The following is a 25,858-nucleotide window of genomic DNA, read 5'->3' as shown; positions in this document are numbered from 1 at the left end:
CGCCTATTATAACCATGAATGAGGCGCTTTGTCCGCAGCTTATGCGTGGGGTTTAATCATGTCTATATGGGGGATGTCATCTTCCAGGTAGGGCCCAGAGACGGCCATAAAGCCGTGACGCTCGTAAAAAGTTTGTAGATACAGCTGGGCACCGATTTGAATATCTTGAGCGGGCCAGGCCTTCTGGGTTTGGCTCAGTGCCTCTTGAATGAGGTGGTGTCCTAGGCCGCTGCCGCGCTGCGTATGGTCGATGGCCACGCGGCCAATGCTGGGTTGCGGATAGCTGAGACCCGGCGGCAGGAGTCGGGCATAGGCCACCAACGTGCCGTCAGCGTCGTAGCCTAAGAGGTGGCGGCTGTCGGGATGGGTGTCTTTACCATCTAGTTCGGGATAGGCACAGTTTTGCTCAACCACAAATATGGCCACGCGCAGGCGCAGTAAGGTGTATAGCTCAAGCGTGTTGAGTTGGGCGAAGGTTAGGGTTTGCCAAGTGAGGGTCATGATAATGCTCCGTCGTGATGAAGTCGTGCGGCAAGGGTGAGGATTGGGGGCGGTCCATTCGTTGGCACTACGGTGCCGTTTTCAATGTTCCGATGGCTGGCTCTGCCGATCATATTCACCAGCTTACCGCGTGAGGCGGGTAGAGTCGAGGCCTATATTTGGGCGGTTAATAAGGGGAGGGCATTCGGTGCGGCGTTAGGCGAATGATGTTGAGATTTTAATCGATAAGGTCGGTGAATCACGAGCCAGATCGAGGCCAATGATGCAGAATAATGGGGCCTCTACGCCTATTTTCTTGCAAAAGCTTTTTTATGTGGGGTACAATCGTGATCTAGTCTCTTTTTAAGGAGGCTGTTTTTTGTTATTGCTTGAATGGATGGCGCCGCACGCGGTTGCTGTAAAGGGCAAAAAACAGCATCGCTTCAAGAGTTGGTTCATTAGGCACGTAGCTCAGTTGGTTAGAGCACCACCTTGACATGGTGGGGGTCGTTGGTTCGAATCCGATCGTGCCTACCATTAATGAACGTCTAGACAGTAATAATTTAAACTTTGTGGGTCCTATAGGCACGTAGCTCAGTTGGTTAGAGCACCACCTTGACATGGTGGGGGTCGTTGGTTCGAATCCAATCGTGCCTACCAATAGGCCATGAATCATTTTTTTGACGGCTTTTGATTTAGGAGTGTTGTTGCATGCTTAATGTTACCTTACCGGACGGTTCCGTTCGCCAATTTGATGCCCCTGTGAGCGTGTATGATGTGGCGGCTTCGATCGGCACGGGATTGGCTCGTGCAGCGATCGCGGGCAAGGTTGATGGCAAGCTAGTAGACACTTCATACGTGATGACAGAAGACGCACAGCTGGCCATCATCACCGCAAAAGACGACGAAGGCCTTGGTATTTTACGTCACTCGACAGCTCACCTATTGGCATTTGCCGTGAAAGAGCTGTTTCCGACCGCTCAGGTGACCATTGGCCCTGAGATCGAAGACGGTTTTTATTACGACTTTAGCTATGAGCGTCCGTTTACGCCCGAAGACTTGGCGGCGATTGAAAAGAAAATGGCTGAGCTGGCTAAGGCTGACTTGCCGGTTGAGCGCTTTGAGTTGTCTCGCGATGAGGCCATCAAGTTCTTTGAAGATCAAGGCGAAAAATACAAGGCTGAAATCATCCGCGACATTCCGCAGGGCGAAGTATTGTCTTTGTATCAAGAAGGCAGCTTTACCGACCTGTGCCGTGGCCCGCACGTACCGTCAACTGGCAAGTTAAAAGTATTTAAATTGATGAAGGTTGCAGGCGCTTACTGGCGTGGCAACAGCAACAACGAAATGTTGCAGCGTATTTATGGCACTGCTTGGGCCAATAAAGATGATTTAAAAGCCTATTTATTCCGTTTGGAAGAGGCTGAAAAGCGCGATCACCGTAAGCTAGGCCGTCAGCTAGACTTGTTTCATCTGCAAGACGAAGCGCCAGGTATGGTGTTCTGGCACCCTAAAGGCTGGTCGCTGTGGCAAACCATTGAACAGCACATGCGCCATGAGCTAGACAATGCCGGCTACAAAGAAGTGCGTACGCCGATGATCATGGACCGTAATTTGTGGGAAAAATCAGGCCACTGGGACAACTATCAAGAAAATATGTTTACCACTGAGTCGGAAAAGCGCGACTATGCCGTGAAACCGATGAACTGTCCTGGCCACGTTCAGATTTTCAACCAAGGCCTACGCTCATATCGTGACCTGCCTTTGCGTATGTCTGAATTCGGCTCTTGCCATCGTAATGAGCCTTCTGGCGCTTTGCACGGTTTGATGCGCGTGCGTGGTTTTGTGCAAGATGATGCCCATATCTTCTGTACAGAAGAGCAAATTGGTTCTGAAGCGCGTGAATTTAACCGCCTGATCATGAAGGTGTATCGCCAGTTTGGGTTTAACGATGTGGCCATTAAGCTGTCGCTACGTCCAGAAAAGCGTGCTGGTTCAGATGAAACATGGGATTTGGCTGAACAAGGTTTGCGTGAAGCCTTGCGCGACTGTGGCATGGAGTGGACTGAGCTTCCGGGTGAAGGAGCATTTTATGGTCCGAAAATCGAATACCATGTGAAGGATGCGCTGGGTCGTTCATGGCAGTGTGGTACACTACAGTTGGATTTGGTGTTGCCAGAGCGCTTGGATGCGGAATACGTGTCTGAAGACAATACCCGTAAACGCCCGGTGATGTTGCACCGCGCGGTCTTGGGTTCGCTAGAGCGCTTTATTGGCATGCTGATTGAAAACCATGCGGGTGCATTCCCCTTGTGGTTGGCGCCGGTGCAAATGGTGATCATGAACATCACGGATGCACAGGCTGATTATTGCAAAGACTTAGCGGCAGAATTAAAGGCGGCTGGGTTTAGGGTGGAGTTGGATTTACGTAATGAAAAAATCGGTTACAAAATCCGCGAACACAGCTTGCAAAAACTACCTTATCAAATTGTGATTGGTGATAAGGAACAACAGGAAGGCAAAGTGGCCGTTCGTCGTCGTGGTGGCGAAGATTTGGGTCAATTGACCGTGAGCGAGTTCTTGTTACTATTAAAACAAGAAATTGCTGCTTCACTTGCCGTAGACTAATTATTTAAAGGAGTATGAGCTATCGCCCAAGAACGCGAAGCACGAATCAATGGCGAAATTCGCGCCAACGAAGTGCGTTTAATTAATCACGACGGTGAACAAATGGGCATCGTTGATTTAAAAGTAGCCTTGGCCTTGGCCGAAGAGCATGATTTGGATTTGGTAGAAATTTCGCCGAATGCAAAACCGCCCGTGTGCAAGGTAATGGACCTTGGTAAGTTTAAGTACGAAGAAGCCAAACGACGTGACGAAGCACGTAAAAAGCAAAAACAGATCCAGGTTAAGGAAATCAAATTCCGCCCAGGTACGGATTCTGGCGACTACGCGATTAAAATGCGTAACATCGTGCGCTTTTTGACGGACGGCGACAAGGTGAAAGTGACTTTGCGTTTCCGTGGCCGTGAGATGGCCCACCAAGATTTGGGTATGGCCTTGTTGAAACGCGTACAGGCTGACCTAGAAGAAATCGGTACAGTTGAGCAGTTTCCAAAATTAGAGGGTCGCCAAATGGTTATGGTGATTGCCCCTAAGAAAAAATAACGTTATAATCTCGGGATTGGCTAAACGTCGCGTTAGCCAATCTTTATTATTGCGACAAAAATCGTGATGCATGGGTCCCTAAGCGTTGGCTTGCCAACCACCTTGCGTCTTATCTAAAAAAACTCATTGGAGCAGATCATGCCTAAAATGAAAACCAAGTCGAGCGCGAAAAAACGCTTTAAAGTACTAGGTAATGGTGGTGTTAAACGTGCGCACGCTTTCAAGCGTCACATCTTGACCAAACGCACCACAAAAAATAAACGTCAATTACGCGGTACCACTATGGTGAACGCCCGTGATATGGCTTCTATTTCTAAAATGTTACCGTACGCTTAAGGAGTTAATATATGCCACGCGTAAAACGCGGTGTTACCGCACGTGCTCGTCACAAAAAAGTTATAGCGTTAGCCAAAGGCTACCGCGGTCGTCGCAAGAACGTCTATCGTATTGCTAAACAAGCAGTAATGAAAGCTGGTCAGTACGCTTACCGCGACCGTCGTCAACGTAAACGTCAATTCCGTCAATTGTGGATCATCCGTATTAATGCGGCTGCCCGTGAATGCGGTTTGTCTTACAGCAAATTCATGAACGGCTTGAAAAAAGCATCAATTGAAATCGATCGTAAAGTTTTGGCCGACATGGCTGTATTTGACAAAGCTGCCTTTGCTCAAATCGCTGAAAAAGCCAAAGCCAGTCTTGTATAAGGACTGAGATATTTCTCAGGGAGGCTTAACGGCCTCCCTTTTTTATCGTTAATCGATTTTCTTAGCTTGAGAATCTGGTTCTTAGATCAGGTTGCAAAGGTTAATTTTTGTTGTACATTCAATACTTAACCTTTGCATAAGCTAAACTCAATGGGTAGACCTATGGAACAAGTGGAACACATTGTCGCGGCCGGGATTGCCGCAATCAACGCTGCGGCAGATTTAAATGAGCTAGAGTTAGTCAAGGCTCAATACCTAGGTAAAACGGGTGAATTAACCGGTTTATTGAAAAACTTAGGTAAGCTGCCGCCAGAAGAGCGTAAAACGCAGGGCGCGTACATTAATGAGCAAAAAGGCCACTTTCAAGAGGCCTTTAATCAAAAGCGTGATGGGTTTAATGAGGCTAAGCTAGCTGCTCAGCTCTCTGCCGAAGCGTTAGACGTGACCTTGCCCGGTCGCGGCAACGATGAAGCTGGTCTACACCCTGTGACGTTAACCATTAGCCGCGTCAGTGAATTGTTCCGCAGCATGGGTTTTGCCGTGGCTGACGGCCCCGAAATTGAAAAAGATTATTATAATTTCGAAGCCTTAAACATTCCTAAAAACCATCCCGCTCGTGCGATGGCCGATACTTTTTACGTTGAAAATGGCGATGTATTGCGTACCCATACGTCTCCGATTCAGGCACGCTACATGGAAGCCAATCGTCCGCCGATTAAAATCATTGCGCCTGGGCGCGTGTATCGCGTGGATTCTGACGCTACCCATTCACCGATGTTCCATCAGTGTGAAGGTTTGTGGGTTGATGAGGGCGTGACGTTTGCTGATTTAAAAGCCGTGATGACCGACTTTATTCGTCGCTTTTTTGAGCGCGATGACCTACAAGTGCGCTTTCGCCCTTCGTTCTTCCCGTTTACTGAGCCTTCTGCCGAAATCGACATTTTAGGCGAAAAAGGCTGGCTTGAAGTGGGTGGCTGTGGTGTGGTGCACCCCAATGTCTTGACCAATATGAACATTGATCCAGAAGTCTTTACCGGCTTTGCGTTTGGCATGGGCATGGATCGATTTACGATGCTGCGCTACGGGGTGAACGACTTACGCTTGTTCTTCGATAATGATTTGGCTTTCTTAAAACAATTTAAATAAGGGTGACGACATGCAATTTTCTTACGATTGGTTAAAAACTTGGGTTAACCCCAACTTAGCAGCCGATAAGTTTGCCCATGTCCTCACCATGGCAGGGCTTGAAGTGGAAGAGGCCGAGCGCCCAGCGCCAGACTTCAGCGGCGTGGTTGTGGCTGAAGTGAAGTCTGTCGTGCCACATCCTAACGCTGATCGCCTACGCATCACCCAAGTCGACATTGGTAGCGGTGAGCTGGTCCAAATCGTGTGTGGTGCCCCCAATGTGGTGGAAGGGGCGAAAGTGCCGTGTGCGACCTCTGGTGCCTTATTGCCCGGCGATTTTAAAATCAAGCCGACTAAAATGCGTGGTGAAGTGTCTAACGGTATGCTGTGCTCGGGTAAAGAGCTTGGCCTACCTGACGATGTTGATGGCCTGTTGATTCTGCCTAGCGATGCCCCTGTAGGCACCGACATTCGTGAGTATTTACAGCTAAACGACGATGTGTTTACCTTGAAAATCACCCCTAATCGCGCCGATTGCTTGAGCATTCGCGGTATTGCGCGTGAGGTTGCGGCCTTAACCCATCTGCCGGTTAACGAAGTGGCGATTAAAGAAGTGGCCGTGGGCCATGATCAAGCTGTGCATGCCACTATTGCGGCACCAGAACACTGTGGTCGCTTTTTAACCCGTCAAATTAACTTGGTGAATGCACAGGCAGCGACGCCTGATTGGATGAAGCAGCGTTTATTGCGCTCTGGCGTACGCAGCATCAGCGCCTTGGTTGACATCACCAACTACGTGATGCTGGAGCTAGGCCAACCAATGCACGCATTTGATGCCGACACCCTACAGGGTGATTTGGTGGTGCGTATGGCCAATGAAGGCGAAGTGCTTGAGTGCCTGAATGAAAAAACCGTGACCCTTAGCGCCAATACCTTGGTGGTGGCGGATGAAGAGCAAGCATTGAGCATTGCCGGCCTAATGGGCGGGGAAGCCAGCTCAGTAACCGACGCAACCCAAAACATCGTGTTGGAATCGGCATTTTTTGCCCCCGACAGTATTGCGGGTAAATCACGTCAATATGGTTTTGGGTCTGATTCTTCTTTTCGCTTTGAACGCGGCGTGGATTTTGAACTACAGGCTTTGGCTATGGCCCGTGCCAGCGAATTGGTGATCGACATCTGTGGCGGCGATGCCGGCCCTGTGATTGAAGCTTTAGGTCAATTACCGCAGCAAGAAGCCGTTAATGTGCGCACAGCGCGCGTGAATAAGATTTTGGGCACCGACATCAGCGCCGAACAAATCCACACCATCTTGACCGATTTAGGCTTACAGCCACAGGCTAATGCTGAAGGCTTTGCTACCTTTGCCCCGAGCTTTCGTTTTGACATCACGCGTGAAGTCGATTTAATCGAAGAGGTCGCACGCGTTTACGGCTATGAGAATATTCCGAGCGACCAGCTACAGGGTCGATTGGCTATGTTGCCTTTGTCCGAAACCATGAAGCCGCGCCAGCAAGTGTACCGCCAAATGGCCGGTAAAGGCTATCAAGAAGTCATTAACTACGCCTTTGTGGATGAAGCGTGGGAGCAAGATTTTGCGCATAACCTAGACCCGATTCGGCTGAAAAACCCGATCGCCAGCCACATGAACGTGATGCGCTCTACGTTGTTGGGCGGCTTGGTGGATGCTCTGGTCAGCAATCTTAACCGCAAACAAAACCGCGTGCGGGTGTTTGAAGTGGCGCGTGTGTTTGCCAAAACGGCAGCGGGTGAATACGATCAAACCGAAAAATTAGCCGCCTTGGCCTATGGTACGGTTTTGCCGGAGCAATGGGGCGCCGCCAGCACTAAGGTTGATTTTTACACGGTTAAGGCCGACGTTGAGAATCTATTGGCCGGTAAGGACGTACGGTTTGAGGCCGCCACGCATCCTGCGCTACATCCAGGTCGCTGCGCTGATATTTTATTGGATGGCCAAAAAATTGGCTTCATGGGTGAGCTGCATCCTTCATGGGTGCATAAATATGATTTGCCACAGGCGCCCATCGTGTTTGAACTGAATTTTGCCGCGACCTTGGCCCAAGCTAAGGTAACCTATGCGCCTACGTCTAAATATCAAGCAGGTCGCCGTGACTTAGCCTTTGTCTTGCCGCAAGACCAAAGTGCCCAAAGCCTGCTGGATGCTTTGAAACAGGTGAAACATGAGCTGATTCAAGACGTTCGTATTTTTGACCTTTACCAAGGCGATAGCCTGGCAGAAGGCATGAAAAGCTTGGCCGTGTCGGTGCACTTGCAAGACATGCATAAAACGCTGGTGGACGAAGAAGTGGACCAATTGATCACGAAATTGATTGATTCTGCAAAATTAGCCGGCGCTCACTTGCGTAACTAACCAAAAAAAACTAAAATACAGGCGCAAAATATTGATATTAAAAAATATTTTGCGTCGGTCGCACATAAATACTGATAAGGGTAATCGTTTCATGACACTAACAAAAGCCGAGTTGGCTGAGATTTTATTTGACAAAGTAGGTATTAACAAGAATGATGCTAAAGAGCTGGTTGAGATGTTCTTTGAGCAAATTCGCAGTACGTTAGAAAACGGTGAAGAAGTTAAAATCTCTGGATTTGGTAACTTCCAACTGCGCGATAAGCCGCAACGTCCTGGCCGTAACCCTAAAACTGGCGAAGAAGTGGCCATTAGCGCCCGTCGCGTGGTGACATTCCACGCAAGCCAAAAATTAAAAGGTATGGTTGAAAACTACTATGCAAAACAAAAATAATCATTTGCCCCCGGTCCCGCAACAGCGTTATTTTACCCTGCTTGAAGTGTGCGAGTTGGCGCAAATTGATGCGCACAATTTTGAACAATGGCAGTATCAAAATGGCGTGGTCTTGGGCTATGGTGGTAATGTTTATTCGCGTCAAGATGTGCTGAAAGTGCGCCAATTGCGCGCGAGCTTTGAGCCCAGCGTTGATCCGTTTACCCATGATCAGCTTGATGCTGCGGGTGAGCCAGCGATTGATGCTCAAGCTGCTAAAGAAGCGTTGGCCGCCGTGTTGGCTCGGCTAGAGGCTGCTTTGGTTTAAGGCTTTAACACATAAAAAAAGACATGCTTGGGCATGTCTTTTTTTATGGCTGCCGCTCATGAATAGGGCGCAGGCATTGTATTAACCCTGAGCAGCGTCGTGATTAAAAAGCCCATCCCAGATGGTGCTTGGGACGGGCCAGAAGACGTCGTTCTGAGATAGGGGCTTTAATCCGTGCTGCGGCGGCCCATTTTTTTAGCGATATAGCTACAGCTGGGCTCTACCGTCAATTGCGCCTCTTGGGTGAATGCCATTAAGGCATCGTACAGTCGGCCAGCAACGCCTTGGCCACGTAAAGAGTCATCCACGTGGGTGCGATAAGCATCGATTTGGGTCGGGCTTAAAAAACGATAGTTTAGTTCGGCGACAATCTGGCCTTGTTCGGCTAAATAAAAACGACCTTCTGCTTCTTGGGCTTCATGTTCTATTTTCATAGTAAAAATCCTTTCACATTGGGCTTACTGGGTAGTTGGCTGGCAATGCTTTGCGCTAGCTGCGCTAAGCCTTGGTCTAGCGCTTGTACCATAGCACGATAGCCATCGCCTTCTTGAGCGATGCTGATGCTAAACGGCTGGGTGATGGGTTTCAGGCCGGCGCTTTGAATGGTGAACTGGCCGCTGAGCTTTACTTGGCCATGATGGCTGCCTTGAAACTGATCTAACTGTACCAAAATGTCGTTCGGGCGGCTACCACGGGTATAGAAGCCGGCCTTGCTTTGGGCCTGGTTGAGCTTGTAGGCGAGGTTGCGGGCAACCGACTGCTCTGGGTTTTCGGCCCAAAGGTTTTGTTTCGATAGAACCACCTCGACGTCGCTGACCTCATACACCATGCTGCTGCTGTTTAAAAAGTCAGCCATGCGTACCTTCACGCTGTAGTTAACCTGGGCCTGGTTCGGGGCGGCAGAAACCTGTACCGGCAGCTGATAATAGGTGGGCGCATTGCTGGCGCAGGCGCTGAGTAAGCCTAATGACGTTAATAATAGGGGGAGATAACGCATCATTATCGGGCTCCTTTCGGGGTAGGGTCAGCCTGGGAGTTATTGAAAATTAAGGCATTAGGCTTTTCGTTCAGGGTGCGAATCACCGGCTTGACGTCTTGCAATGTCTGATTAATTTGCTTAATGGTTTCCTGTGCTTCTTGATAGATCGGTGCGTCTGGTGACACGCCTTTTAACAAGGTTTCTACCTGGCGCATGGTTTGGTTTAGCTGCTTGGGTAGGTTGCGCGTCTCATCGCTGTCGACGACTTTATTGACGCTATTTAAGGTGAGTTTTAGCTCGTTTAGGGTGCCGTTAAGTTCGCTCATGCTTTTCTCAATGGGTAGGTTATTGAGCTTGTCCAAGAGGCGTAAAATTTGATCTTCAAGGCGGTTTAGGCCTGATGCCGCAGTCGGAATCATGGTGTAGCCATGATATTGCTGACGCGTGCGGTTGGCACGGTTTTGCGGTTGCTGGCTCAGTTCGACAAACAACGAGCCCGTAATTAGGCTGTTGCTTTCGAGCTTGGCCGTTAGCCCTTGCTCAATGGCGCCTTCAAAGCGTTGTACCCATTGCTTTTGGGTTTGTTCGTCGGCGTTCAGCTCCATATTGCCTGGTTCGATGCGTAAGAGTACCGGGATTTTGCCGCTGTGGAACATGTTTAAGCTGTCGTTACGTTCAAAGAACGGCACTTGGCTAACCGACCCAATGGTTACGCCCTGGAACTGAATGTCGGCACCCGTCTCAAGGCCACGAATGGATTGATCAAATACGGCCACATAGTATAGAGCTCGTTCGGAAGGCTGCTGTAATACCTTGTCGACATCAGAATAGAGCACAAAGGGCTGGCCATTTTTGACGCTGCCGCCTTTACCGATTTCTTTGGGTGAAGAAAAGCTGATGGCGCCATTGATGAGGGAGGTAATGGGGCCAGAGCGAATTTTAATGCCCGCGCCAGTGGCTTGAATGTCAAAACCGTTCAACACCCAAAACTGAGTATTTTTACCGATCAGCTCATCGTAAGGTTTATTGATAAAAACCTCATAGTTAATGGTTTCGTCTTTGGGATTGAAGTCGGCGCGTTCAATGCGGCCTACGGTGATGTCGCGATACAGAATGGGGTTGCCTACGGGCAGCATGCGGCTGTCTTGGCCGCTGAGTTTCAGGCTGAGGCCAGGCTTGTTTGACACCATGCTAGGCGGATCTTCAGACACGACGAAGGTGGATTCCTCGAGCTCATCTTTGCCCGGGGTAAACTCAATATAGGCGCCAGAAACTAAGGTGCCAAGGCCGGTCACGCCTTCTAAGCCGATGCGTGGCTTAACGATCCAGAACTTAGTGTCTTTACGCAGATATTCTGCCATGCCCGATTTGAGGCGCGCTTTGACTTCAACGCCGTCGTTGCCAGGCCTTAAGTCAATGCTGGTGACGCGGCCGACCTCTACGCTGAGGATTTTCACCACGGTCTGATCGACCTGTATGCCTTCAGCACTGTTTAGGATTAAGGTAACTTCCGGCCCAATTTTTTGAATGTGGTTGATGATCAACCAGCCGCCGGTGATTAAGGCGATGAGGGGGATGATCCACACCACCGAAATAAATTTATTGGCCGTGACCTTAGGGGTCACAGCTTCTTCCGTGTTTGGGGTTTGCTGATCGGGTTGAGTCATAAAGAGGTACCTGGTTCTTGGGCAGCTTGCTTATCCCAAATTAAACGAATGTCAAAAATCATGGCGGCCACCATGCTTAAAAAGACCACGGCGCAAAAATACACCACGGCTGGGCCGGGTAAGACGGTGGCTAAAGGCACTTGCATTAAGGCCATTAAAATAATGATCACGAATACGTCGATCATGGACCAGCGGCCCACCAGCTCAATGAGGCGGTAAATCGTAGTGAGGCGTTTGGCTGATGCAATTGGTTTAAAATGAGCGCTCAATAATAATACCATTAAGCCGATCATTTTGGTCAGGGGCAATAAGATACTGGCCACGAAAATAATGATGGCGATGGGTTGGTCACCACTGTGCCAAAGCGTGATCACGCCGTCTAAAATATTTGACGCCTGGTAAAAAAATACGCTTTTGGTAATCATGATGGGCAAAATATTGGCCGGTAAATACAAAATTGCGGCGCCAATTAAAAACGCGCTGGATTTTTGGAGGCTCTGTGGTTTACGGTGCGACAGCTTGCTGTGGCAAACCTGACAATGGCTATGCTCGGCAGGGCTGGAAAAATAGCAGTCGGTGCAGCTGATGTCGCCTGCGTGGTGATTCGGTAGCGGGCGCTGTTGCAGCATCAAAACTTGGGCTTGGGCCCAGTGGGCGCGTACAAAAAACGAGGTGCGAATCAGGCAGATTGATAGGGCGGCCACCAGCCAAAAGCCTGGGCCGAAGGACAGGATGGCCAAAGACTGCATTTTCACCGACGCCACCAATACCGAAACGATGAATACGTCGACCATGATCCATGGCTTTAAGCGCATCATGATTTTGATGGCCTGAGCCATATAGGGCAGCGGTTTACAAAAGCGTAGCGCACCAAACACGTAGATGCTTAAGAGAGAAAAAACCAGTGGCGTGAGGAAAATCAACACCAAGGTGGCATTGGCTAGATAGCCATAATCCTGTTGGTGCAGCACTTTCATGATGCCCAATAAGTTGATTTCGACGTTGCTGCCGCCAAGATTGGCGCCCATGAACATAAACCACGCTGACAGCCACAGCAACACCAAACTGGCCAAGGCATAGGAAATCGGGCCGGAGTACGGGTTGTATTCAATGCGCACCAAAGCGTAGCCACAGCGAGGGCAGGCACAGCTTTCACCTTGATACATATCGGGTAGGTCGACCTTGAGCCCACAGTCAGGACAGGCCACGGCATGTGCCGGCAATCTGGCTTGCGCCATGCGGGGGTGCTGATAGGATAAGCGCCAGTGGGTAAGCAATCTATTCATAAGCATGTCATTTTAATGAGTTTTGGCCAAAATTGATATGATTTTTATGGCCATCTGCCGGCCGTGCCGTTAGCGCCTTGTTTTTAATGCGGGGTTTAAAGATAGGTAAAGATGATTGTACTAAAAAAAAGCCCTGCTATGGTGTCTGGTCATGATTAAGGCAAAAAGAAGGAAAAGACATGCTGTTTCGCTTAGTTTGTAGTGGGGTATTGAGTTTGACCCTGTTTTTCAGTTTAAGTGCCCCGACCATGGCCGCTCCTCGCTGTGGGCTGAAGATTCAGCAGTTGGAGCGCCAAATCGGTTACGCTAAGGCGCAAGGGCAGCAGCATCGCTTGCGCGGCCTACAGCGGGCTTTGGCCAATGTGCGGGCCCGCTGTCATGCCACACCTCAAGCGGCGCAATCTGTAACCGAGCAGCAGGCTTGGCGCGAAGTGGACATCGCCAAGCAGCGCTTGCGTATTCAAGAACGGCAGCTAGACCTACAGCAGACACGCTCAGTCGGCTATGCGGCCTGGTTGCGCTGGCAGCTACAGCAAGATGAAGCGGTGTTGCGCGAGCAATATGGCGTAGACTGAAGCTTAACGGGATAAAAAAAGGGCCTGTCGCTATTACAGCGGCAGGCCCTGAGTTTGGGTGTGTATTAGGCGTTTAGCGCCGCAATCACGGCATCGCCCATTTCGCTACAGCTCACCATTTGGCAGCCATCTTCGTAAATGTCGCCCGTGCGTAAGCCTTGTTGCAAGACTTTTTGTACCGCCGCTTCAATGCGGTCGGCAATAGCATCTTGGTTGAAGGTGTAGCGCATCATCATCGCGGCCGACAAAATGGTGGCCAAAGGATTGGCTTTGTTTTGGCCGGCAATGTCGGGCGCTGAACCGTGTGACGGCTCGTAGAGGCCTTGGCCACTTTCGTTCAAGGAAGCAGAAGGCAGCATGCCGATAGAGCCTGTCAACATTGAGGCTTGATCCGACAAGATGTCGCCAAAGATGTTGCCGGTCACAATCACGTCAAACTGTTTGGGGGCACGCACCAGCTGCATGGCGGCATTGTCGACGTACATATGGCTTAACTCAACGTCTGGGTAGTCTTTCGCCACTTCAATAAAGATCTCTTTCCACAGTTCTGTGGTTTCTAAGACGTTGGCCTTGTCTACAGAGCACACTTTTTTATGGCGTTTCTGGGCAATTTTAAAGGCTACGTGGGCGATGCGTTTGATTTCGCTTTCGCTGTAGCGCATGGTGTTAAAGCCTTCGCGCTCACCGTTTTCAAGCGTACGGATACCGCGTGGTTCCCCGAAGTAGATGTCCCCGGTTAATTCACGCACAATCATGATGTTTAGCCCAGCCACCACTTCTGGTTTTAAGGTCGAGGCATTGGCCAGCTCTGGGTACAGCACTGCTGGACGCAGATTGCCAAACAGGCCTAAGTCTTTGCGAATCGCCAATAGGCCGCGCTCTGGGCGCAATGGACGATCTAGCTGGTCGTATTGAGGGCTACCGACGGCGCCTAATAAGATGGCATCTGCCTGGCGGCAGATGGTTTGGGTAAATTCTGGATAGGGATGGCCATATTCATCGTAGGCGGCACCGCCTAAAGGCGCATAGGTGAAGTTAATGTCTAGGCCTTCGTTTTGAAACACGCCCAGAACGCGCGTGGCTTGTTCGATGATTTCTGGGCCGATGCCGTCACCGGGCAAAATGGCAATATTCATTGTGGTCATGAAACGCTTTCTTATCTGGATTATGCTTGGTACAGCCAAGGTTGGCTGGCTTGATGTTTGGCTTCAAAAGCCTTGATGTCGTCGGTATGGGCCAAGGTTAGGCCGATTTCGTCTAGGCCGTTCAATAAGCAGTGCTTGCGGTGTTCGGTGATGTCAAAGGCAAAGCTTTGACCTTCGGGCGTGACCACCTGCTGATTGGCCAAATCCACGGTGAGCGTATAGCCTTCGGTGGCGGCTACGGCCTGGAACAGCTGTTCTACTACGTCAGCGCTCAAGATAATGGGCAATAGGCCATTTTTGTAGCAGTTATTGAAGAAAATGTCGGCAAAACTGGGTGCGATGACGGCGCGAAAGCCGTAGTCATCTAGCGCCCAAGGCGCATGTTCTCGGCTAGAGCCGCAGCCAAAGTTTTCACGCGTCAGCAGGATTTGAGCACCTTGATAGCGTGGCTGATTCAGGCTGAAGTCAGGATTTAAGGGGCGCTTACTGTTGTCCATGCCGGGTTCGCCATGGTCTAAGTAGCGCCACTCATCAAAGCAGTTGGGCCCAAAGCCGGTGCGCTTAATTGATTTGAGAAACTGTTTGGGGATGATCGCATCGGTGTCGACGTTGGCACGATCAAGAGGGGCAACTTTGCCTACTACGGTGGTAAATGCTTTCATGTTTCGTCCTTAAAGCAAGGCTGCCCTAAAGGCAGCCTTGTTGTGTCCGTACAGTCAGTGCATTTCTAGGGGGTACGAGAGGCTTATTTGCCGCCCGCATTTTCGATGGCTTGGCCGCCACCTTTAATGTCTTTACCCACACCAGAAATGGTGTTGCAACCGGTTAAAATAAAGGCTGCTGTACAAAGTAACAAGATTGTTTTTTTCATGAAAGAGTCCTTTTCGATTTAAGAGGCTGTACTAATGTACCCATTCATTCTAAAGAATATTCTTAAATTTTAAAAGACTCTTTGCGTCTTTGCGGCTGATTTAGTTGATTAGGGTGCGTACATCCACAAAGTGGCCGCATACGGCCGCTGCTGCTGCCATGGCTGGGCTAACCAAATGAGTGCGCCCGCCATTACCTTGACGGCCTTCAAAGTTACGGTTTGAGGTTGAGGCGCAGCGCTCTTGCGGCGCGAGGCGGTCGGCATTCATGGCCAAGCACATAGAGCAGCCAGGCTCACGCCATTCAAAACCCGCTTCTTTAAAAATCACGTCAAGGCCTTCTGCTTCAGCCTGTTTTTTCACTAGGCCAGAGCCGGGCACAATCATCACTCGTTTCACCGAATCAGCCTTGTGGCGACCCTTGGCCACAACGGCGGCTTCGCGCAAGTCTTCAATGCGGCCATTGGTGCAAGAGCCAATAAACACCACGTCAACCGGCACTTGATTGATCGGCGCATCTGCTTCTAGGCCCATATACTGTAGGGCGCGGGTAATGCCTTGCTCTTTGGTTGCGTCGGTGGCCTGAGCTGGGTTGGGGACGGCTTGGTCAATCGACAACACCATTTCTGGTGATGTGCCCCAGGTTACTTGCGGTGCGATGTCGGCAGCTTCAAGTTCGATGACGCGATCAAAGTGGGCACCTTCGTCAGAAACCAAGGTGCGCCAGTAGGCAACGGCTTGATCCCAGTGCTCTGCGCTTGGGGCGAAAGGGCGGCCTTGTACGTAGTCTATGGTTTTTTGGTCTACTGCCACTAGGCCAGAACGGGCGCCCGCTTCAATGGCCATATTGCAGAGGGTCATGCGGCCTTCCATGCTGAGGTCTTGTACGGCGCTGCCGGCAAACTCAATCGCGTAGCCTGTGCCGCCAGCGGTGCCAATTTGGCCAATGATGTATAGGGCCATGTCTTTGGCGGTCACGCCGGCGCCGAGTTGGCCGTTGACCTTAATCATCATGTTTTTAGACTTCTTGGCGGTGATGCACTGCGTAGCCATCACGTGTTCGACTTCGCTGGTGCCGATGCCGTGGGCCAAAGCGCCAAAAGCACCGTGGGTAGAGGTATGCGAATCACCACACACCACGGTCATGCCTGGCAAGGTTGCGCCTTGTTCTGGGCCCATGACGTGGACAATGCCTTGGCCTTCATCTTTAAAGGGGAAGTAGGCCAGTGCGCCAAAAGACAAAATATTGTCGTTTAGAGTATCTACCTGTAGTTTGGAAATCGGATCCTTAATGCCCTCATCCCAGTGGTCGGTTGGGGTGTTGTGATCGGCGGTTGCGACAATGCTGTTCTTACGCCATAACGGACGATTCGCCATTTTTAAGCCTTCGAAAGCTTGAGGACTGGTTACCTCGTGGACAAGATGTCTATCAATGTACAAAAGCACGGTGCCATCAGCTTCTTCTTGCACCACATGGCTGTGCCAAAGTTTGTCGTATAGCGTATTTGGGTTCATGTCTATCCTAGTGTTTTGTTTGTTATGTTTGTGTCGATACCTTGATATTAAGCGCAAACAGGGCTTGAGTTCAAGTGCTATTCATCAAAATGTCTAAATTATTTAAAATATAGTCGATATTTTATAAAATACAGCCGTTATTTACCTTTTGTTGGACTGTTTGTCTAGTAAAGTGTGTCTAAATGGACAACGCGTGTTGCTGCGTCATGGTGCACTGTAGAGGTGTTTGGTCATGGCCCATAAAAAAAGCCCCTGCAAGCAGGGGCGATTGAATGAGGTGGGTGGGGGCTTTAGCGGGTACGGCTGCTGCTGACGCCGCCGACGATCTCGCCAAATAGTTGAACCTCACCCGTTGGGGTGTCGTTATTGAGGGTGACAATTGCCTCGCCATTGACGTTCTTACCGCGGCCATTGCTTTTGCCGCTGTATTGGCCGATTGGGCGCAGGCGCCTGTCGTCAGCAGGCTTGGCCGTCGGTGTTTTGGCTGTGTCTGGGGCCTCACCAACCAGAGGCGTGGCCTGCCATGCCGTGCTGGCGGGCTCGGTGGATAGGTTGTAAGGGGTATTCGCTTCTGCTGCCAGAGCGAGGCTGCTGAAGCCCAGCGTGCTCAATAGGGCTAAAGCAGACGTATAGATAATCGTTTTCATGAGCGTGTTCTCGTTGCCGTTAAAAGGTCATATGAGCTATGACCTTGATTATGGGCTTAAGTTCAGGCATTGGCAATCAGGTAGACCACGGCCGCACTGATGGCAACGCAGAGAAGAAACATGCCCCAGCCAGCAAACTTAAGCGGTGGGTTAACCGGCTGGCTCAGCTGTTTAAAGCCTGTAATCATGGGGCGGATCAGATTGTGCTTCTTGATGAGAAGATAGGCAAACACGGCCACAATATGGGCTGCAATCAAGCCAACCAGCACCCAAAATAAGGTGAGGTGAACACGGTACATGCTGTTGGCGGTGGATTCGCTGACTAAGTGGTTTAAATAACCAGGGTTGAGCCAAGTGTTGTTGTCTGGTGCGAAGAGGCCAGTCACCAGCTGAGCAATGACCATGCCCAGAAGTGCCACCACGCTTAGGGCGCCGACGGGGTTGTGGCCTGGTTGCTCGTGTTCGGGCATCTGGCCTTTCAAATAGCGCTGCATGCCGCTTTTACCGGTTAGAAAATTGCTGAAGCGAGCGGTTTGGCTGCCGCCAAACCCCCATAAAATACGGAAAATAATCAGGGCACAAACCACTAAGCCTAGGCGTTTATGCCAGGCTAACCAAGGGCCGCCCGTGGTGGCCGTCCACCACATAGCTGGAATACTGAAGGCCAATAGCCAGTGAAAAAGACGGGTGGGTGCATCCCAGACGCGTACTTTGGTGTGCATAGTGATCCTTAATCGTGACAAATTTAATTCGGGTATTTTACTCGAGTTTGTTGGGTTTGACCTTGTTTAGACGCAAAAATGCCCTAGGTGGGCAAAATAAACCCGAACGGTAGGCTGGCTACGGTTCGGGTGGTGAGGTTAGGCGTAGGTGATGCCGTCAAACTGGGTGCTGATGAGGGTGCCCGCACCTTGGGCCAGCATCTCGGTGATGTCTTCTAGAGCGCCAATGACGGCGGTTTGGCTAGATGCTTTGGCGAAGGCACAAGCCGCTGCCACTTTCGGCCCCATGCTGCCGCTGGCAAAATCCATGGCCATTAGGGCATCGGGATGAGCGTAGCGAATGGCTTTTTGCTCTGGCGTGCCCCAGTTCACCATGACGGCGGCCACATCGGTGGCAATGATGAAGTATTCAGCGTCGATATTGTGGGCCAAGAGGCCAGAAGCTAAATCTTTGTCGATGACGGCTTCAACGCCGGTCAGCTGGCCTTGATTTTTCAGCACAGGAATGCCGCCGCCGCCCACGGCAATCACAATCACTTGATTGTCAATGAGTAGCTTAATTTGGGCTAATTCATTAATCGCTTGCGGTAGTGGGCTGGCCACCACGCGGCGAAAATAGGCGCCGTCGGCTTTGATTTGCCAGCCTTGCTCGGCGGCCAGCTGTTCGGCCTCGGCCTGATTGTAAACAGGGCCAACAAACTTGGTGGGGTTTTGAAAGGCAGGATCATCTTGAGCCACCACGGTTTGGGTTAAAAGGTTGCAGATGTGACTGTCGGTAGGCAGATGATTGGCCAACTCTTGTGCCAGCATATAGCCAATCATGCCTTGGGTTTCAGCGCCTAGAACGTCGAGCGGATAAGGCGTGACCTTAGGGTCGACGTAGCGGCTATAGGCATCATTTTGCAGGCCTAATAGGCCCACTTGGGGGCCGTTGCCGTGGGCCAAAACCATTTGGTGGCCAAGACCATGTACTTTCGCCAGCTGTTGGCAGGCGATGACGACGTTGGCGCGTTGGTTTTGCGCGCTCATGACTTCACCACGTTTTTGTAAGGCATTTCCGCCTAAGGCAATCACTACTTTCATTTCTGTCCTTTTGAGGGTTTATTTTAGGTTTCGTTTAGGGCTGATGCGAACAGCAGCTGTTGGATGATGTCTGCGTAAATGTCAGACAATACGGGGATGTCAGCCAGCCGTATGGATTCGTTAATCTGGTGAATGGTGGCGTTGCTCGGGCCCAGTTCGACTAGCTCGGTAGCAATGTGCTTGATGAAGCGGCCATCAGAAGTCCCGCCCGTTGTCGATAATTGCGCTTGAGTGCCGGTGTGTGCCGCAATGGCGTGGCGACACACGTCGGTCAAGCGGCCTGCCGGAGTTAAAAACGGTAGGCCTGATAAAGACCAATCCAAGCGGTAATTTAGGCCATGGGCGTCGAGTAAGGCGTGCACGCGGCTTTTGAGTTGGTCGACGCTGGATTCGGTGCTGAAGCGAAAGTTAAAGGCTACGTTCAGGCTGCCGGGAATCACATTGCTGGCGCCGGTGCCGGCGTGAAGGTTGGAAATCTGCATGCTGGTGGCGGGAAAATACTCATTGCCGTGGTCCCATACTTCGCGGGTTAAGGCTAACAGCGCCGCGGCAAACTCATGCACCGGGTTTTGGGCCAGCTGCGGATAGGCGATGTGGCCTTGCTTGCCGATGATGGTTAAGGCGCCAGAAAGCGAGCCGCGCCGGCCGTTTTTAATCGTGTCGCCTAAGGTGTCGCTGCTGGTGGGTTCACCCACGAGGCAATAGTCGATGTGTTCGCCGCGCGCCTGTAGCGCTGCGACTACTTTTTGAGTGCCGTCGTGGGCGTCGCCTTCTTCGTCGGACGTGATCAATAGGGCGAGTCGCCCTGGATGATCGGGATGGGCGGCGACAAAGCGTTCGCAAGCGGTCACGAAGGCGGCGATGCTGGTTTTCATGTCGGCGCTGCCGCGGCCATATAAATAGCCATCGTGTTCGGTCGGAGTGAAGGGATCAAAGCGCCACTCATCGAGTGGTCCGGCTGGCACCACGTCGGTGTGGCCGGCAAAGCAAAATAATGGTCCGCCGCTGCCGTGGGTGGCCCAGAAATTGTCGGTGTCGCCAAAGCGCATGGTGTCGACCTGAAAGCCGATGGCTTCGAGGCGTTGACGCAATAGCGCTTGGCAGCCCGCATCATGAGGGGTGATGCTGGGCGCACGGATTAAAGCTTTCGTTAGTTCGAGGGTTTGATTCATCAGGTTCTCGCTTAAGGAAGTTCTTTGAGGGTTATTTTTTGCTGAAGCTGCGCTTAATCATGTGCCACCAGTCTTTGCGGTTTAAAGTGGGGCGGCGATTAAATACATCATATTTGTTTTCGTCGATGCGGTGCAGGATGCGCTGGCCGCCGAGAATGATCATGCGCAGCTCAAATCCGAGCCGGCCTTTTAAGACGGTGCCCAGCGGTGAGCCAGCCTTAAGTAGGCTGTGCGCCCGTTCACATTCATGATGCAATAGACGCTGAAAGGCAAAATTAACTTTTTTCTGGGCGATGTCGTCTTCGGTGACGCCAAAGCGCACTAGGTCATCTAGCGGGATGTATAAACGGCCTTTTTCCCAGTCGACGCCAACATCTTGCCAGAAGTTAATCAGCTGTAGGGCGGTGCAGATGCCGTCGCTGTAGGCTAAGGAGCGTGGGTCGTCCTCACCATATAGGGCCAGCAGCAGGCGACCCACTGGATTGGCCGAATGACGGGCGTAGTTAATGAGGTCGGAGAAATTTTGGTAGCGGGTGACGGTGACATCTTGCTCAAACGCCACCAGCAAGTCGTAGAAATGCTTCAGCGGCAGTTGAAAGGGCGCAATCGCTTCACGGTTCAGGCGCTGCATTAAGTCAGTGGTGGGCTCTTGGCCGGCTTCGATTAGGGCTAATTCGTCACGCAAGGCCTGTAGCTGGGCCAAGCGAGTAGCGGCGTCGGCATCGCCTTCATCGGCAATGTCGTCGGCGGTGCGGGCAAAGCGATAAATGGCGTGAATGGGTTTGCGTAGGCGTCTGGGCAGAATGAAAGAGCCGACGGGAAAGTTTTCGTAATGATTGATCGACATGGTTCCTCGCATGGTGGTCGCCAACGTCAAGCAGGCGGTCATAAAGACAGGGCGACGAGGCGCCCTGTGTTGGTTTGGCCTTAAGGGCGCTGCGCTTAATAGCCTGGTGGCAAGAGGTCTTCGCGGGTTAATAAGAACACAAAGCCATCGCCGCTGGCGGTTTCCATCCAAGTGAACGGCAGCTCAGGGTAGGCCGCTTCTAAAACGTCACGGTTGTGGCCAATTTCGACCAGCAGCACGCCGCGAGGGTTTAAGAACTTAGCCGCTTGGTCGATGATTTGACGGGTGGCGTCTAGGCCATCCTCACCAGAGCCTAAGGCCATTTCCGGCTCGTGTAGGTATTCATCAGGTAATTCGTCAACCGATGGCGCGTCCACATAGGGTGGGTTGGAAATGATTAAGTCGTAAGTGTCTTCGATGCCTTCAAATAAATCGGTGTGGATGAGGCTGATTTGCTCATCCAAATGATAATCTTGAATGTTGATGCTGGCGACCTCCAGCGCATCGAGGCTTAGGTCGACGGCGTCGATGTGGGCATCTGGATAATGGTGGGCCATTTGAATCGCCAGGCAGCCGCTGCCGGTGCACAGATCAAGGGCGTTGTGTACCAGTTCTGCATGCTCAATCCACGGGCTGAGGGGCTCACCCAATAGCTCGTAGATGAACGAGCGAGGCACTAAAACGCGCTCATCCACGTAAAAGTCGAATTCACCTTGCCAAGCTTGGTTGGTTAAATAGGCAACGGGCACATGCTCAGTGACGCGGCGCTCGATGAGGTGGAGCAAGAGGTTTAATTCGTCTGGCAATAAGGTGGCACCTAAATAAGGCTCTAGCCGATCCAAGGGTAAGTCCAGGGTATGCAAAATTAAATAGGCGGCTTCGTCATGAGCGTTGTCGGTGCCGTGGCCAAAATGCAGTTCGGCCTGATTGAATTGGCTAACCGCAAAACGCAGTACGTCGGCAATGGTTTTTAAATGCTGCTGGGCTTGGATGAAGAGTTCTGGAGTGGCTTCTACGACAACGTCAGTCATGGTTTCAACGCTTATTAAGTACGAAAAGCGCCATTATACACCAGCGCTTGTGGGATACAGTAAAAAAGGCGGCTAATCCTTGAAGATTAGCCGCCTTTTTTGCTTTAAATAAAGTCTTCATACCACTGAATGAACTCATCTACATTGGCAAAGCCGAGTAAGGGTTGGCTTTTGCTGCCGTCGGCCTTGATGATGAAAATGCCGGGTGGGCCAAACAAGCCATATTCTTTCAGCAACGCCTGATGTTCTGGCGTGTTGGCGGTGACGTCAACGGTAAAGAAGCGCTTCATGTCGATGGCCTCAGACACTTTAGGCTGATTGAGGGTTAGGTTTTCCATTTCAATGCAGGTCACGCACCAGTCGGCATAAAAATCCAACAAAATAGGCTGGTCAGGCTGTTCCTCTAAGGCCATGGTCATGGTTTCTTTGAGTTCGGCGACGTCGGTAAATTTATGCCCCGCAGGGGTTTCGTGCTTGCCGTACAGATTAAGGAAGCGGTGCATGGTGGTGGTGTGTTGGTTCAGGCTCTGATAAACAAAATAAACCGAGCCTATGCTCAAGGCTGCGCCGATCACCAAGATCACAAAACCGGTGGTGTGTTTGGCGCCAATTTTCAAGCCGCTGCGCAGGAACAATACCCCACCAGCCAGCAGTAAGAGTGCATAGAGCGCAATCACCAGATAGTAAGGTAGGAAGGCGGTAGACAGGTAAACCGCTGTCGCCAAAATGGCCAGGCCGAAGAAATATTTTACCGTGTCCATCCAGTAGCCGGCTTTAGGCATGATTTGCTTACCGAAGGTGCCCACCAGCATCAGCGGTACGCCCATGCCTAATGCCAAAGCGTATAGGGCAATGCCGCCCAGAGCCGCATCACCGGTTTGGCCAATATAGCCCAAGGCAAAAGCCAGAGGGGGCGCCACGCAAGGGCCGATGATTAAGGCCGAAAACATGCCCATGGCAAATACGGAAGTGATTTTGCCACCGCTTAGGTTTTGGGTTTTTTGGCTGAAATAGTTTTGAATCCAAGAAGGCATTTGCAGTTGGTACACGCCAAACATGCCTAAGGCTAAGATGACCAGCAGTAACGCGCTGGTTAACACTACGGCAGGCTGCTGTAGCCACACGGTTAATAAAGCACCGGTGAGGCCGGCGATGACGCCGACGACGGTATAGGTTAAGGCCAGGCCTTGAACGTAGATGAAGGACAGAGTCAGGCCACGCTTTTTGCTGGCGTTGCCTTGGTCGCCTACGATGATGCTGGAGACAATGGGTAACAGGGGGTACATACAAGCGGTAAAGCTTAAGCCCATGCCGGCGATGAAAAACGCCAGCAGGCTTTTGGTGAGGGTATCGCGTGATAACGCAAAATCATCGCTGCCGGTGGCGGCGTTATCACTACCTAAAAAAAAAGGGCTTTTACCGTTGCTTTGGGCTTCGCCTTCGGCAGTGATCACCCCCACGGTATTAACCTTATAAGTCTTTTTCGTGGGCGGATAGCAAATGCCTAAGTCGGAACAGCCTTGATAGCCCAAGGTCAAAGTGTAGTAATTAGCTTGATTGGGCTTAAGGTAGGGGTAGTTGACCACGGCGTCTTGGTAGAAGACGGTTTGGGTCCCGAAGAACTCGTCGGTTTTGGTGACGCCATCGCTAAAGCTGGGTGCCCCTATTAGGTCAGGTTCGTCGGTGTTGACCGATACCTGAGCCTGGTAGAGGTAATAACCATCAGCGACGTCAAAGTGCACCTTCACGCCCTCGGCCGTATTGGTTAGGGTTGGTATAAAAGCTTTCTCTGGCGGCAGCAAATCATCAGGATTGACGTTGGCTTGTGCAAAAGACCAGGCGAATAGGCCGAAAAACAGGAGCGTGACGGCTTGTGACGAGTGCTTCAGTAGTTTAATCATGGATATTGTATGTACGCATAAGCGGAGTGGTTATGAATGGATTCGAAGTTTTCACTTTCAACAACAAATGCTGTGACTGTAGAAAGCTTACGAAGTTCGGCCGCAATGTCGCGGACCATGTCTTCTACGAATTTAGGGTTTTCATAAGCACGCTCGGTGACGTATTTTTCGTCTGGGCGTTTTAACAGGCCGTAGAGCTGGCAAGAGGCCTGTGCTTCCACCATGTCGATTAAGTCTTCGATCGCCACATTGGCGGTGGTGGTGATGTCTAAGGTGACGTGTGAGCGTTGATTGTGGGCGCCGTATTGTGAGATTTGCTTAGAGCAAGGGCACAGGCTGGTTACCGGAATCAATACTTTTAAACGATGACTATAGGCGCCGTCTTTGACTTCGCCGACTAAGGTCACGTCGTAGTCCAATAGGCTTTTAATGCCGGACACGGGCGCGGTTTTTTGACGGAAAAACGGCATGCTGACTTCAATTTTACCTGCGTCAGAGTCCAGCTTGCCCAGCATGTCGTGGGTTAACTGCGTAAAGCTGTCAAAGTTAAGCGGCTGTTGATTGTCTTCTAAAAGAGCCACAAAGCGCGACATGTGGGTGCCTTTTTGGTCGGCAGGTAGGCGTACCGTCATGGCGAAAAGGCCGACGGTTTGCTGGCTGCCTTCTTTACTTTGAATGGCAACGGGCATGCGTAACCCTTTAATGCCCACTTGATTGATCGGTAAGTTTCTTAAATCTTTGCTGCTTTGGATGTCTGGAATGGCATTCATGTATGGAATCCTGTTGACGTTGGTGGTCGCTCTTATGTAAAAGGCGCATCATTTTGTGGTGCAAGTATACGCTAGCTGCTAAATCCGAGCAAACTACTCAAGAATAGGTGAATAAGGTATATTGTCAAACTAAATCGGCGCCATAAGATATGACAGCAATGACAGGCTGGACGGGCTTAAGGGCGACATTGACCATAAATATTTGTTATAGTAAGAAGCAAATAAAGATAAATTAAAACGAACCCATCCGATTGGGGTGGTTCAATTTTGACGCCAAAATAAAAGGAATTCAGCATGAGTGCGCCTTTAGAAACCAAGTACACCGAAGAAACGGTTTTATGGATTAAACGCCATACCGACAAATTAATGAGTTTTGGCATCACCCGACCCGAATCGTATCGCTTTTCGGCGGGCCAGTTTTCACGTCTGGGCTTTCAACAAGCCCACGGTTTTATTTGGCGTGCTTATTCAGTGGTTTCGGCAGAGTATGAAGACACGCTGGAGTTTTTTGCGGTCTTGATCGAGGGCGGTCCTTTTAGTGAGTACTTTAAAACCCTAGCCGTAGGTGATCAGATTTTATTGGATAAAAACGCCACCGGCTTTTTGTTGCCCGAACGTTTTACCGACGGCAGCGATTTGGTGATGCTCAGCACCGGCTCAGGCATTGCGCCGTTTATGTCGATTTTAAAGCAGCCCAGCATTTGGACGCGCTTTGAACGGCTGGTGTTGGTGCATTCGGTCAGCCATAAAAATGACTTAGTGTTTAATCAACAGGTGGCTGATTTGAAAGACCACCCATTGGTGGGCGAGTATTTTGATCGGTTGATCTTCCAGCCCGTTGTCACCCGAGAAAAAGTCGAGGGTGCTTTAAATGCGCGCTTGCCTGATTTAATCAAGGACGATACCCTGAGTACAGCCATTGGCCTACCGTTCACCCAAGACGCGACACGCTTTATGATTTGCGGCAATCCAGACATGGTGATGGATACCCATAAGGCCTTAAGCGGTAAGGGGTTTAACCTGAATCGGGTGCGTGTGCCGGGCCACATCTTATTAGAAAACGGGTTTTAACAACTAAGGTT

Annotated in this window: 27 protein-coding genes and 2 tRNA genes; 12 read left to right on the top strand and 17 right to left on the bottom strand. The window is 50.8% G+C overall.

What is annotated here, in order from left to right:
• Positions 1 to 39: 39 nt before the first annotated feature.
• Positions 40 to 501 carry a GNAT family N-acetyltransferase gene (locus AB8Q18_07065; GenBank protein XDZ52817.1) on the bottom strand — a complete coding sequence of 154 codons (462 nt, stop codon included), beginning with the start codon at positions 499 to 501 and terminating at the stop codon, positions 40 to 42.
• A 439-nt stretch (positions 502 to 940) separates the two neighbouring features.
• On the opposite strand from AB8Q18_07065, the gene AB8Q18_07060 reads away from it, so the two are divergent.
• From AB8Q18_07060 to AB8Q18_07015, 10 genes are all read left to right on the top strand, one after another.
• Positions 941 to 1,017, top strand: a tRNA-Val gene (locus AB8Q18_07060).
• Between the two features lie 46 nt (positions 1,018 to 1,063).
• A tRNA-Val gene (locus AB8Q18_07055) sits at positions 1,064 to 1,140 on the top strand.
• A gap of 51 nt (positions 1,141 to 1,191) precedes the next feature.
• A complete protein-coding gene (gene thrS / locus AB8Q18_07050; GenBank protein XDZ52816.1) occupies positions 1,192 to 3,108 on the top strand; it encodes a threonine--tRNA ligase in 1,917 nt (638 codons plus the stop codon).
• Positions 3,109 to 3,129: 21 nt separating this feature from the next.
• Positions 3,130 to 3,648 carry a translation initiation factor IF-3 gene (gene infC, locus AB8Q18_07045; GenBank protein ID XDZ52905.1) on the top strand — a complete coding sequence of 173 codons (519 nt, stop codon included), beginning with the start codon at positions 3,130 to 3,132 and terminating at the stop codon, positions 3,646 to 3,648.
• A 138-nt stretch (positions 3,649 to 3,786) separates the two neighbouring features.
• Positions 3,787 to 3,984 (top strand): 50S ribosomal protein L35, encoded by a 198-nt coding sequence (rpmI, locus tag AB8Q18_07040; protein XDZ52815.1) that lies wholly within the window; start codon positions 3,787 to 3,789, stop codon positions 3,982 to 3,984.
• Positions 3,985 to 3,995: 11 nt separating this feature from the next.
• A complete protein-coding gene (rplT, locus tag AB8Q18_07035; GenBank protein XDZ52814.1) occupies positions 3,996 to 4,352 on the top strand; it encodes a 50S ribosomal protein L20 in 357 nt (118 codons plus the stop codon).
• A gap of 162 nt (positions 4,353 to 4,514) precedes the next feature.
• Positions 4,515 to 5,498: a phenylalanine--tRNA ligase subunit alpha gene (gene pheS, locus AB8Q18_07030; GenBank protein XDZ52813.1), complete on the top strand. Its 984-nt coding sequence runs from the start codon at positions 4,515 to 4,517 to the stop codon at positions 5,496 to 5,498.
• Positions 5,499 to 5,508: 10 nt separating this feature from the next.
• Positions 5,509 to 7,869, top strand: coding sequence for a phenylalanine--tRNA ligase subunit beta (gene pheT, locus AB8Q18_07025; GenBank protein XDZ52812.1), 2,361 nt, complete (start codon positions 5,509 to 5,511; stop codon positions 7,867 to 7,869).
• Positions 7,870 to 7,960: 91 nt separating this feature from the next.
• Positions 7,961 to 8,260 (top strand): integration host factor subunit alpha, encoded by a 300-nt coding sequence (locus AB8Q18_07020; protein ID XDZ52811.1) that lies wholly within the window; start codon positions 7,961 to 7,963, stop codon positions 8,258 to 8,260.
• Positions 8,244 to 8,567, top strand: coding sequence for a hypothetical protein (locus AB8Q18_07015; GenBank protein ID XDZ52810.1), 324 nt, complete (start codon positions 8,244 to 8,246; stop codon positions 8,565 to 8,567). The genes AB8Q18_07020 and AB8Q18_07015 overlap by 17 nt, the downstream gene beginning before the upstream one ends.
• Before the next feature lie 167 nt (positions 8,568 to 8,734).
• On the opposite strand, the gene AB8Q18_07010 is transcribed toward AB8Q18_07015, so the two are convergent.
• Genes AB8Q18_07010 through AB8Q18_06995 form a run of 4 tightly spaced genes read right to left on the bottom strand, consistent with a single transcriptional unit; the run spans position 8,735 to position 12,499 of the window.
• Positions 8,735 to 9,001 (bottom strand): GNAT family N-acetyltransferase, encoded by a 267-nt coding sequence (locus AB8Q18_07010; GenBank protein XDZ52809.1) that lies wholly within the window; start codon positions 8,999 to 9,001, stop codon positions 8,735 to 8,737.
• Positions 8,998 to 9,567, bottom strand: coding sequence for a membrane integrity-associated transporter subunit PqiC (locus AB8Q18_07005; protein XDZ52808.1), 570 nt, complete (start codon positions 9,565 to 9,567; stop codon positions 8,998 to 9,000). Before AB8Q18_07005 ends, AB8Q18_07010 begins: the two co-directional genes overlap by 4 nt.
• Complete coding sequence (gene pqiB, locus AB8Q18_07000) at positions 9,567 to 11,213, bottom strand: intermembrane transport protein PqiB (GenBank protein XDZ52807.1); 1,647 nt, start codon at positions 11,211 to 11,213, stop codon at positions 9,567 to 9,569. The genes AB8Q18_07005 and pqiB overlap by 1 nt, the downstream gene beginning before the upstream one ends.
• Positions 11,210 to 12,499: a PqiA/YebS family transporter subunit gene (locus AB8Q18_06995; GenBank protein XDZ52806.1), complete on the bottom strand. Its 1,290-nt coding sequence runs from the start codon at positions 12,497 to 12,499 to the stop codon at positions 11,210 to 11,212. The genes pqiB and AB8Q18_06995 overlap by 4 nt, the downstream gene beginning before the upstream one ends.
• A 179-nt stretch (positions 12,500 to 12,678) precedes the next feature.
• On the opposite strand from AB8Q18_06995, the gene AB8Q18_06990 reads away from it, so the two are divergent.
• Positions 12,679 to 13,074, top strand: a complete 396-nt coding sequence (locus tag AB8Q18_06990; protein ID XDZ52805.1) for a DUF1090 family protein — start codon at positions 12,679 to 12,681, stop codon at positions 13,072 to 13,074.
• 65 nt (positions 13,075 to 13,139) lie between these two features.
• Here AB8Q18_06990 and leuB read toward each other — a convergent pair whose 3' ends face one another.
• From leuB to folE2, 12 genes are all read right to left on the bottom strand, one after another.
• A complete protein-coding gene (gene leuB / locus AB8Q18_06985) occupies positions 13,140 to 14,219 on the bottom strand; it encodes a 3-isopropylmalate dehydrogenase (protein ID XDZ52804.1) in 1,080 nt (359 codons plus the stop codon).
• 20 nt (positions 14,220 to 14,239) lie between these two features.
• Complete coding sequence (gene leuD, locus AB8Q18_06980; protein ID XDZ52803.1) at positions 14,240 to 14,881, bottom strand: 3-isopropylmalate dehydratase small subunit; 642 nt, start codon at positions 14,879 to 14,881, stop codon at positions 14,240 to 14,242.
• Between the two features lie 83 nt (positions 14,882 to 14,964).
• Entirely contained in the window at positions 14,965 to 15,090 is a 126-nt protein-coding gene (locus tag AB8Q18_06975) for an entericidin A/B family lipoprotein (GenBank protein ID XDZ52802.1), read from the bottom strand.
• A gap of 100 nt (positions 15,091 to 15,190) precedes the next feature.
• On the bottom strand, positions 15,191 to 16,603 hold the full coding sequence (leuC, locus tag AB8Q18_06970; GenBank protein ID XDZ52801.1) for a 3-isopropylmalate dehydratase large subunit: 1,413 nt from the start codon (positions 16,601 to 16,603) through the stop codon (positions 15,191 to 15,193).
• A 290-nt stretch (positions 16,604 to 16,893) separates the two neighbouring features.
• Positions 16,894 to 17,250: a hypothetical protein gene (locus tag AB8Q18_06965; GenBank protein ID XDZ52800.1), complete on the bottom strand. Its 357-nt coding sequence runs from the start codon at positions 17,248 to 17,250 to the stop codon at positions 16,894 to 16,896.
• 62 nt (positions 17,251 to 17,312) lie between these two features.
• The gene (locus AB8Q18_06960; GenBank protein ID XDZ52799.1) at positions 17,313 to 17,972 is read right to left on the bottom strand and encodes a cytochrome b/b6 domain-containing protein; all 660 of its coding nucleotides are present in this window, start codon (positions 17,970 to 17,972) and stop codon (positions 17,313 to 17,315) included.
• Between the two features lie 138 nt (positions 17,973 to 18,110).
• Positions 18,111 to 19,055, bottom strand: coding sequence for a carbamate kinase (gene arcC, locus AB8Q18_06955; GenBank protein ID XDZ52798.1), 945 nt, complete (start codon positions 19,053 to 19,055; stop codon positions 18,111 to 18,113).
• A gap of 23 nt (positions 19,056 to 19,078) precedes the next feature.
• On the bottom strand, positions 19,079 to 20,227 hold the full coding sequence (dapE, locus tag AB8Q18_06950; protein XDZ52797.1) for a succinyl-diaminopimelate desuccinylase: 1,149 nt from the start codon (positions 20,225 to 20,227) through the stop codon (positions 19,079 to 19,081).
• 31 nt (positions 20,228 to 20,258) lie between these two features.
• Positions 20,259 to 21,074, bottom strand: coding sequence for a squalene synthase HpnC (gene hpnC, locus AB8Q18_06945; GenBank protein XDZ52796.1), 816 nt, complete (start codon positions 21,072 to 21,074; stop codon positions 20,259 to 20,261).
• Positions 21,075 to 21,169: 95 nt separating this feature from the next.
• Positions 21,170 to 22,105, bottom strand: coding sequence for a 50S ribosomal protein L3 N(5)-glutamine methyltransferase (gene prmB, locus AB8Q18_06940; protein ID XDZ52795.1), 936 nt, complete (start codon positions 22,103 to 22,105; stop codon positions 21,170 to 21,172).
• 104 nt (positions 22,106 to 22,209) lie between these two features.
• Positions 22,210 to 24,006 carry a protein-disulfide reductase DsbD gene (gene dsbD, locus AB8Q18_06935; protein XDZ52794.1) on the bottom strand — a complete coding sequence of 599 codons (1,797 nt, stop codon included), beginning with the start codon at positions 24,004 to 24,006 and terminating at the stop codon, positions 22,210 to 22,212.
• Positions 24,003 to 24,776: a GTP cyclohydrolase FolE2 gene (gene folE2, locus AB8Q18_06930; protein ID XDZ52793.1), complete on the bottom strand. Its 774-nt coding sequence runs from the start codon at positions 24,774 to 24,776 to the stop codon at positions 24,003 to 24,005. The genes dsbD and folE2 overlap by 4 nt, the downstream gene beginning before the upstream one ends.
• Before the next feature lie 294 nt (positions 24,777 to 25,070).
• Between folE2 and AB8Q18_06925 the strand changes: the two genes are divergently transcribed.
• On the top strand, positions 25,071 to 25,847 hold the full coding sequence (locus AB8Q18_06925) for a ferredoxin--NADP reductase (GenBank protein ID XDZ52792.1): 777 nt from the start codon (positions 25,071 to 25,073) through the stop codon (positions 25,845 to 25,847).
• The last annotated feature ends 11 nt before the right edge of the window (positions 25,848 to 25,858 follow it).

Source organism: Neisseriaceae bacterium CLB008 (assembly GCA_041228285.1).
GTDB lineage: Bacteria > Pseudomonadota > Gammaproteobacteria > Burkholderiales > Neisseriaceae > JAGNPU01.
Note: the sequence above shows the minus strand (reverse complement) of the source record. Positions and strands in the feature narration are given on the sequence as shown.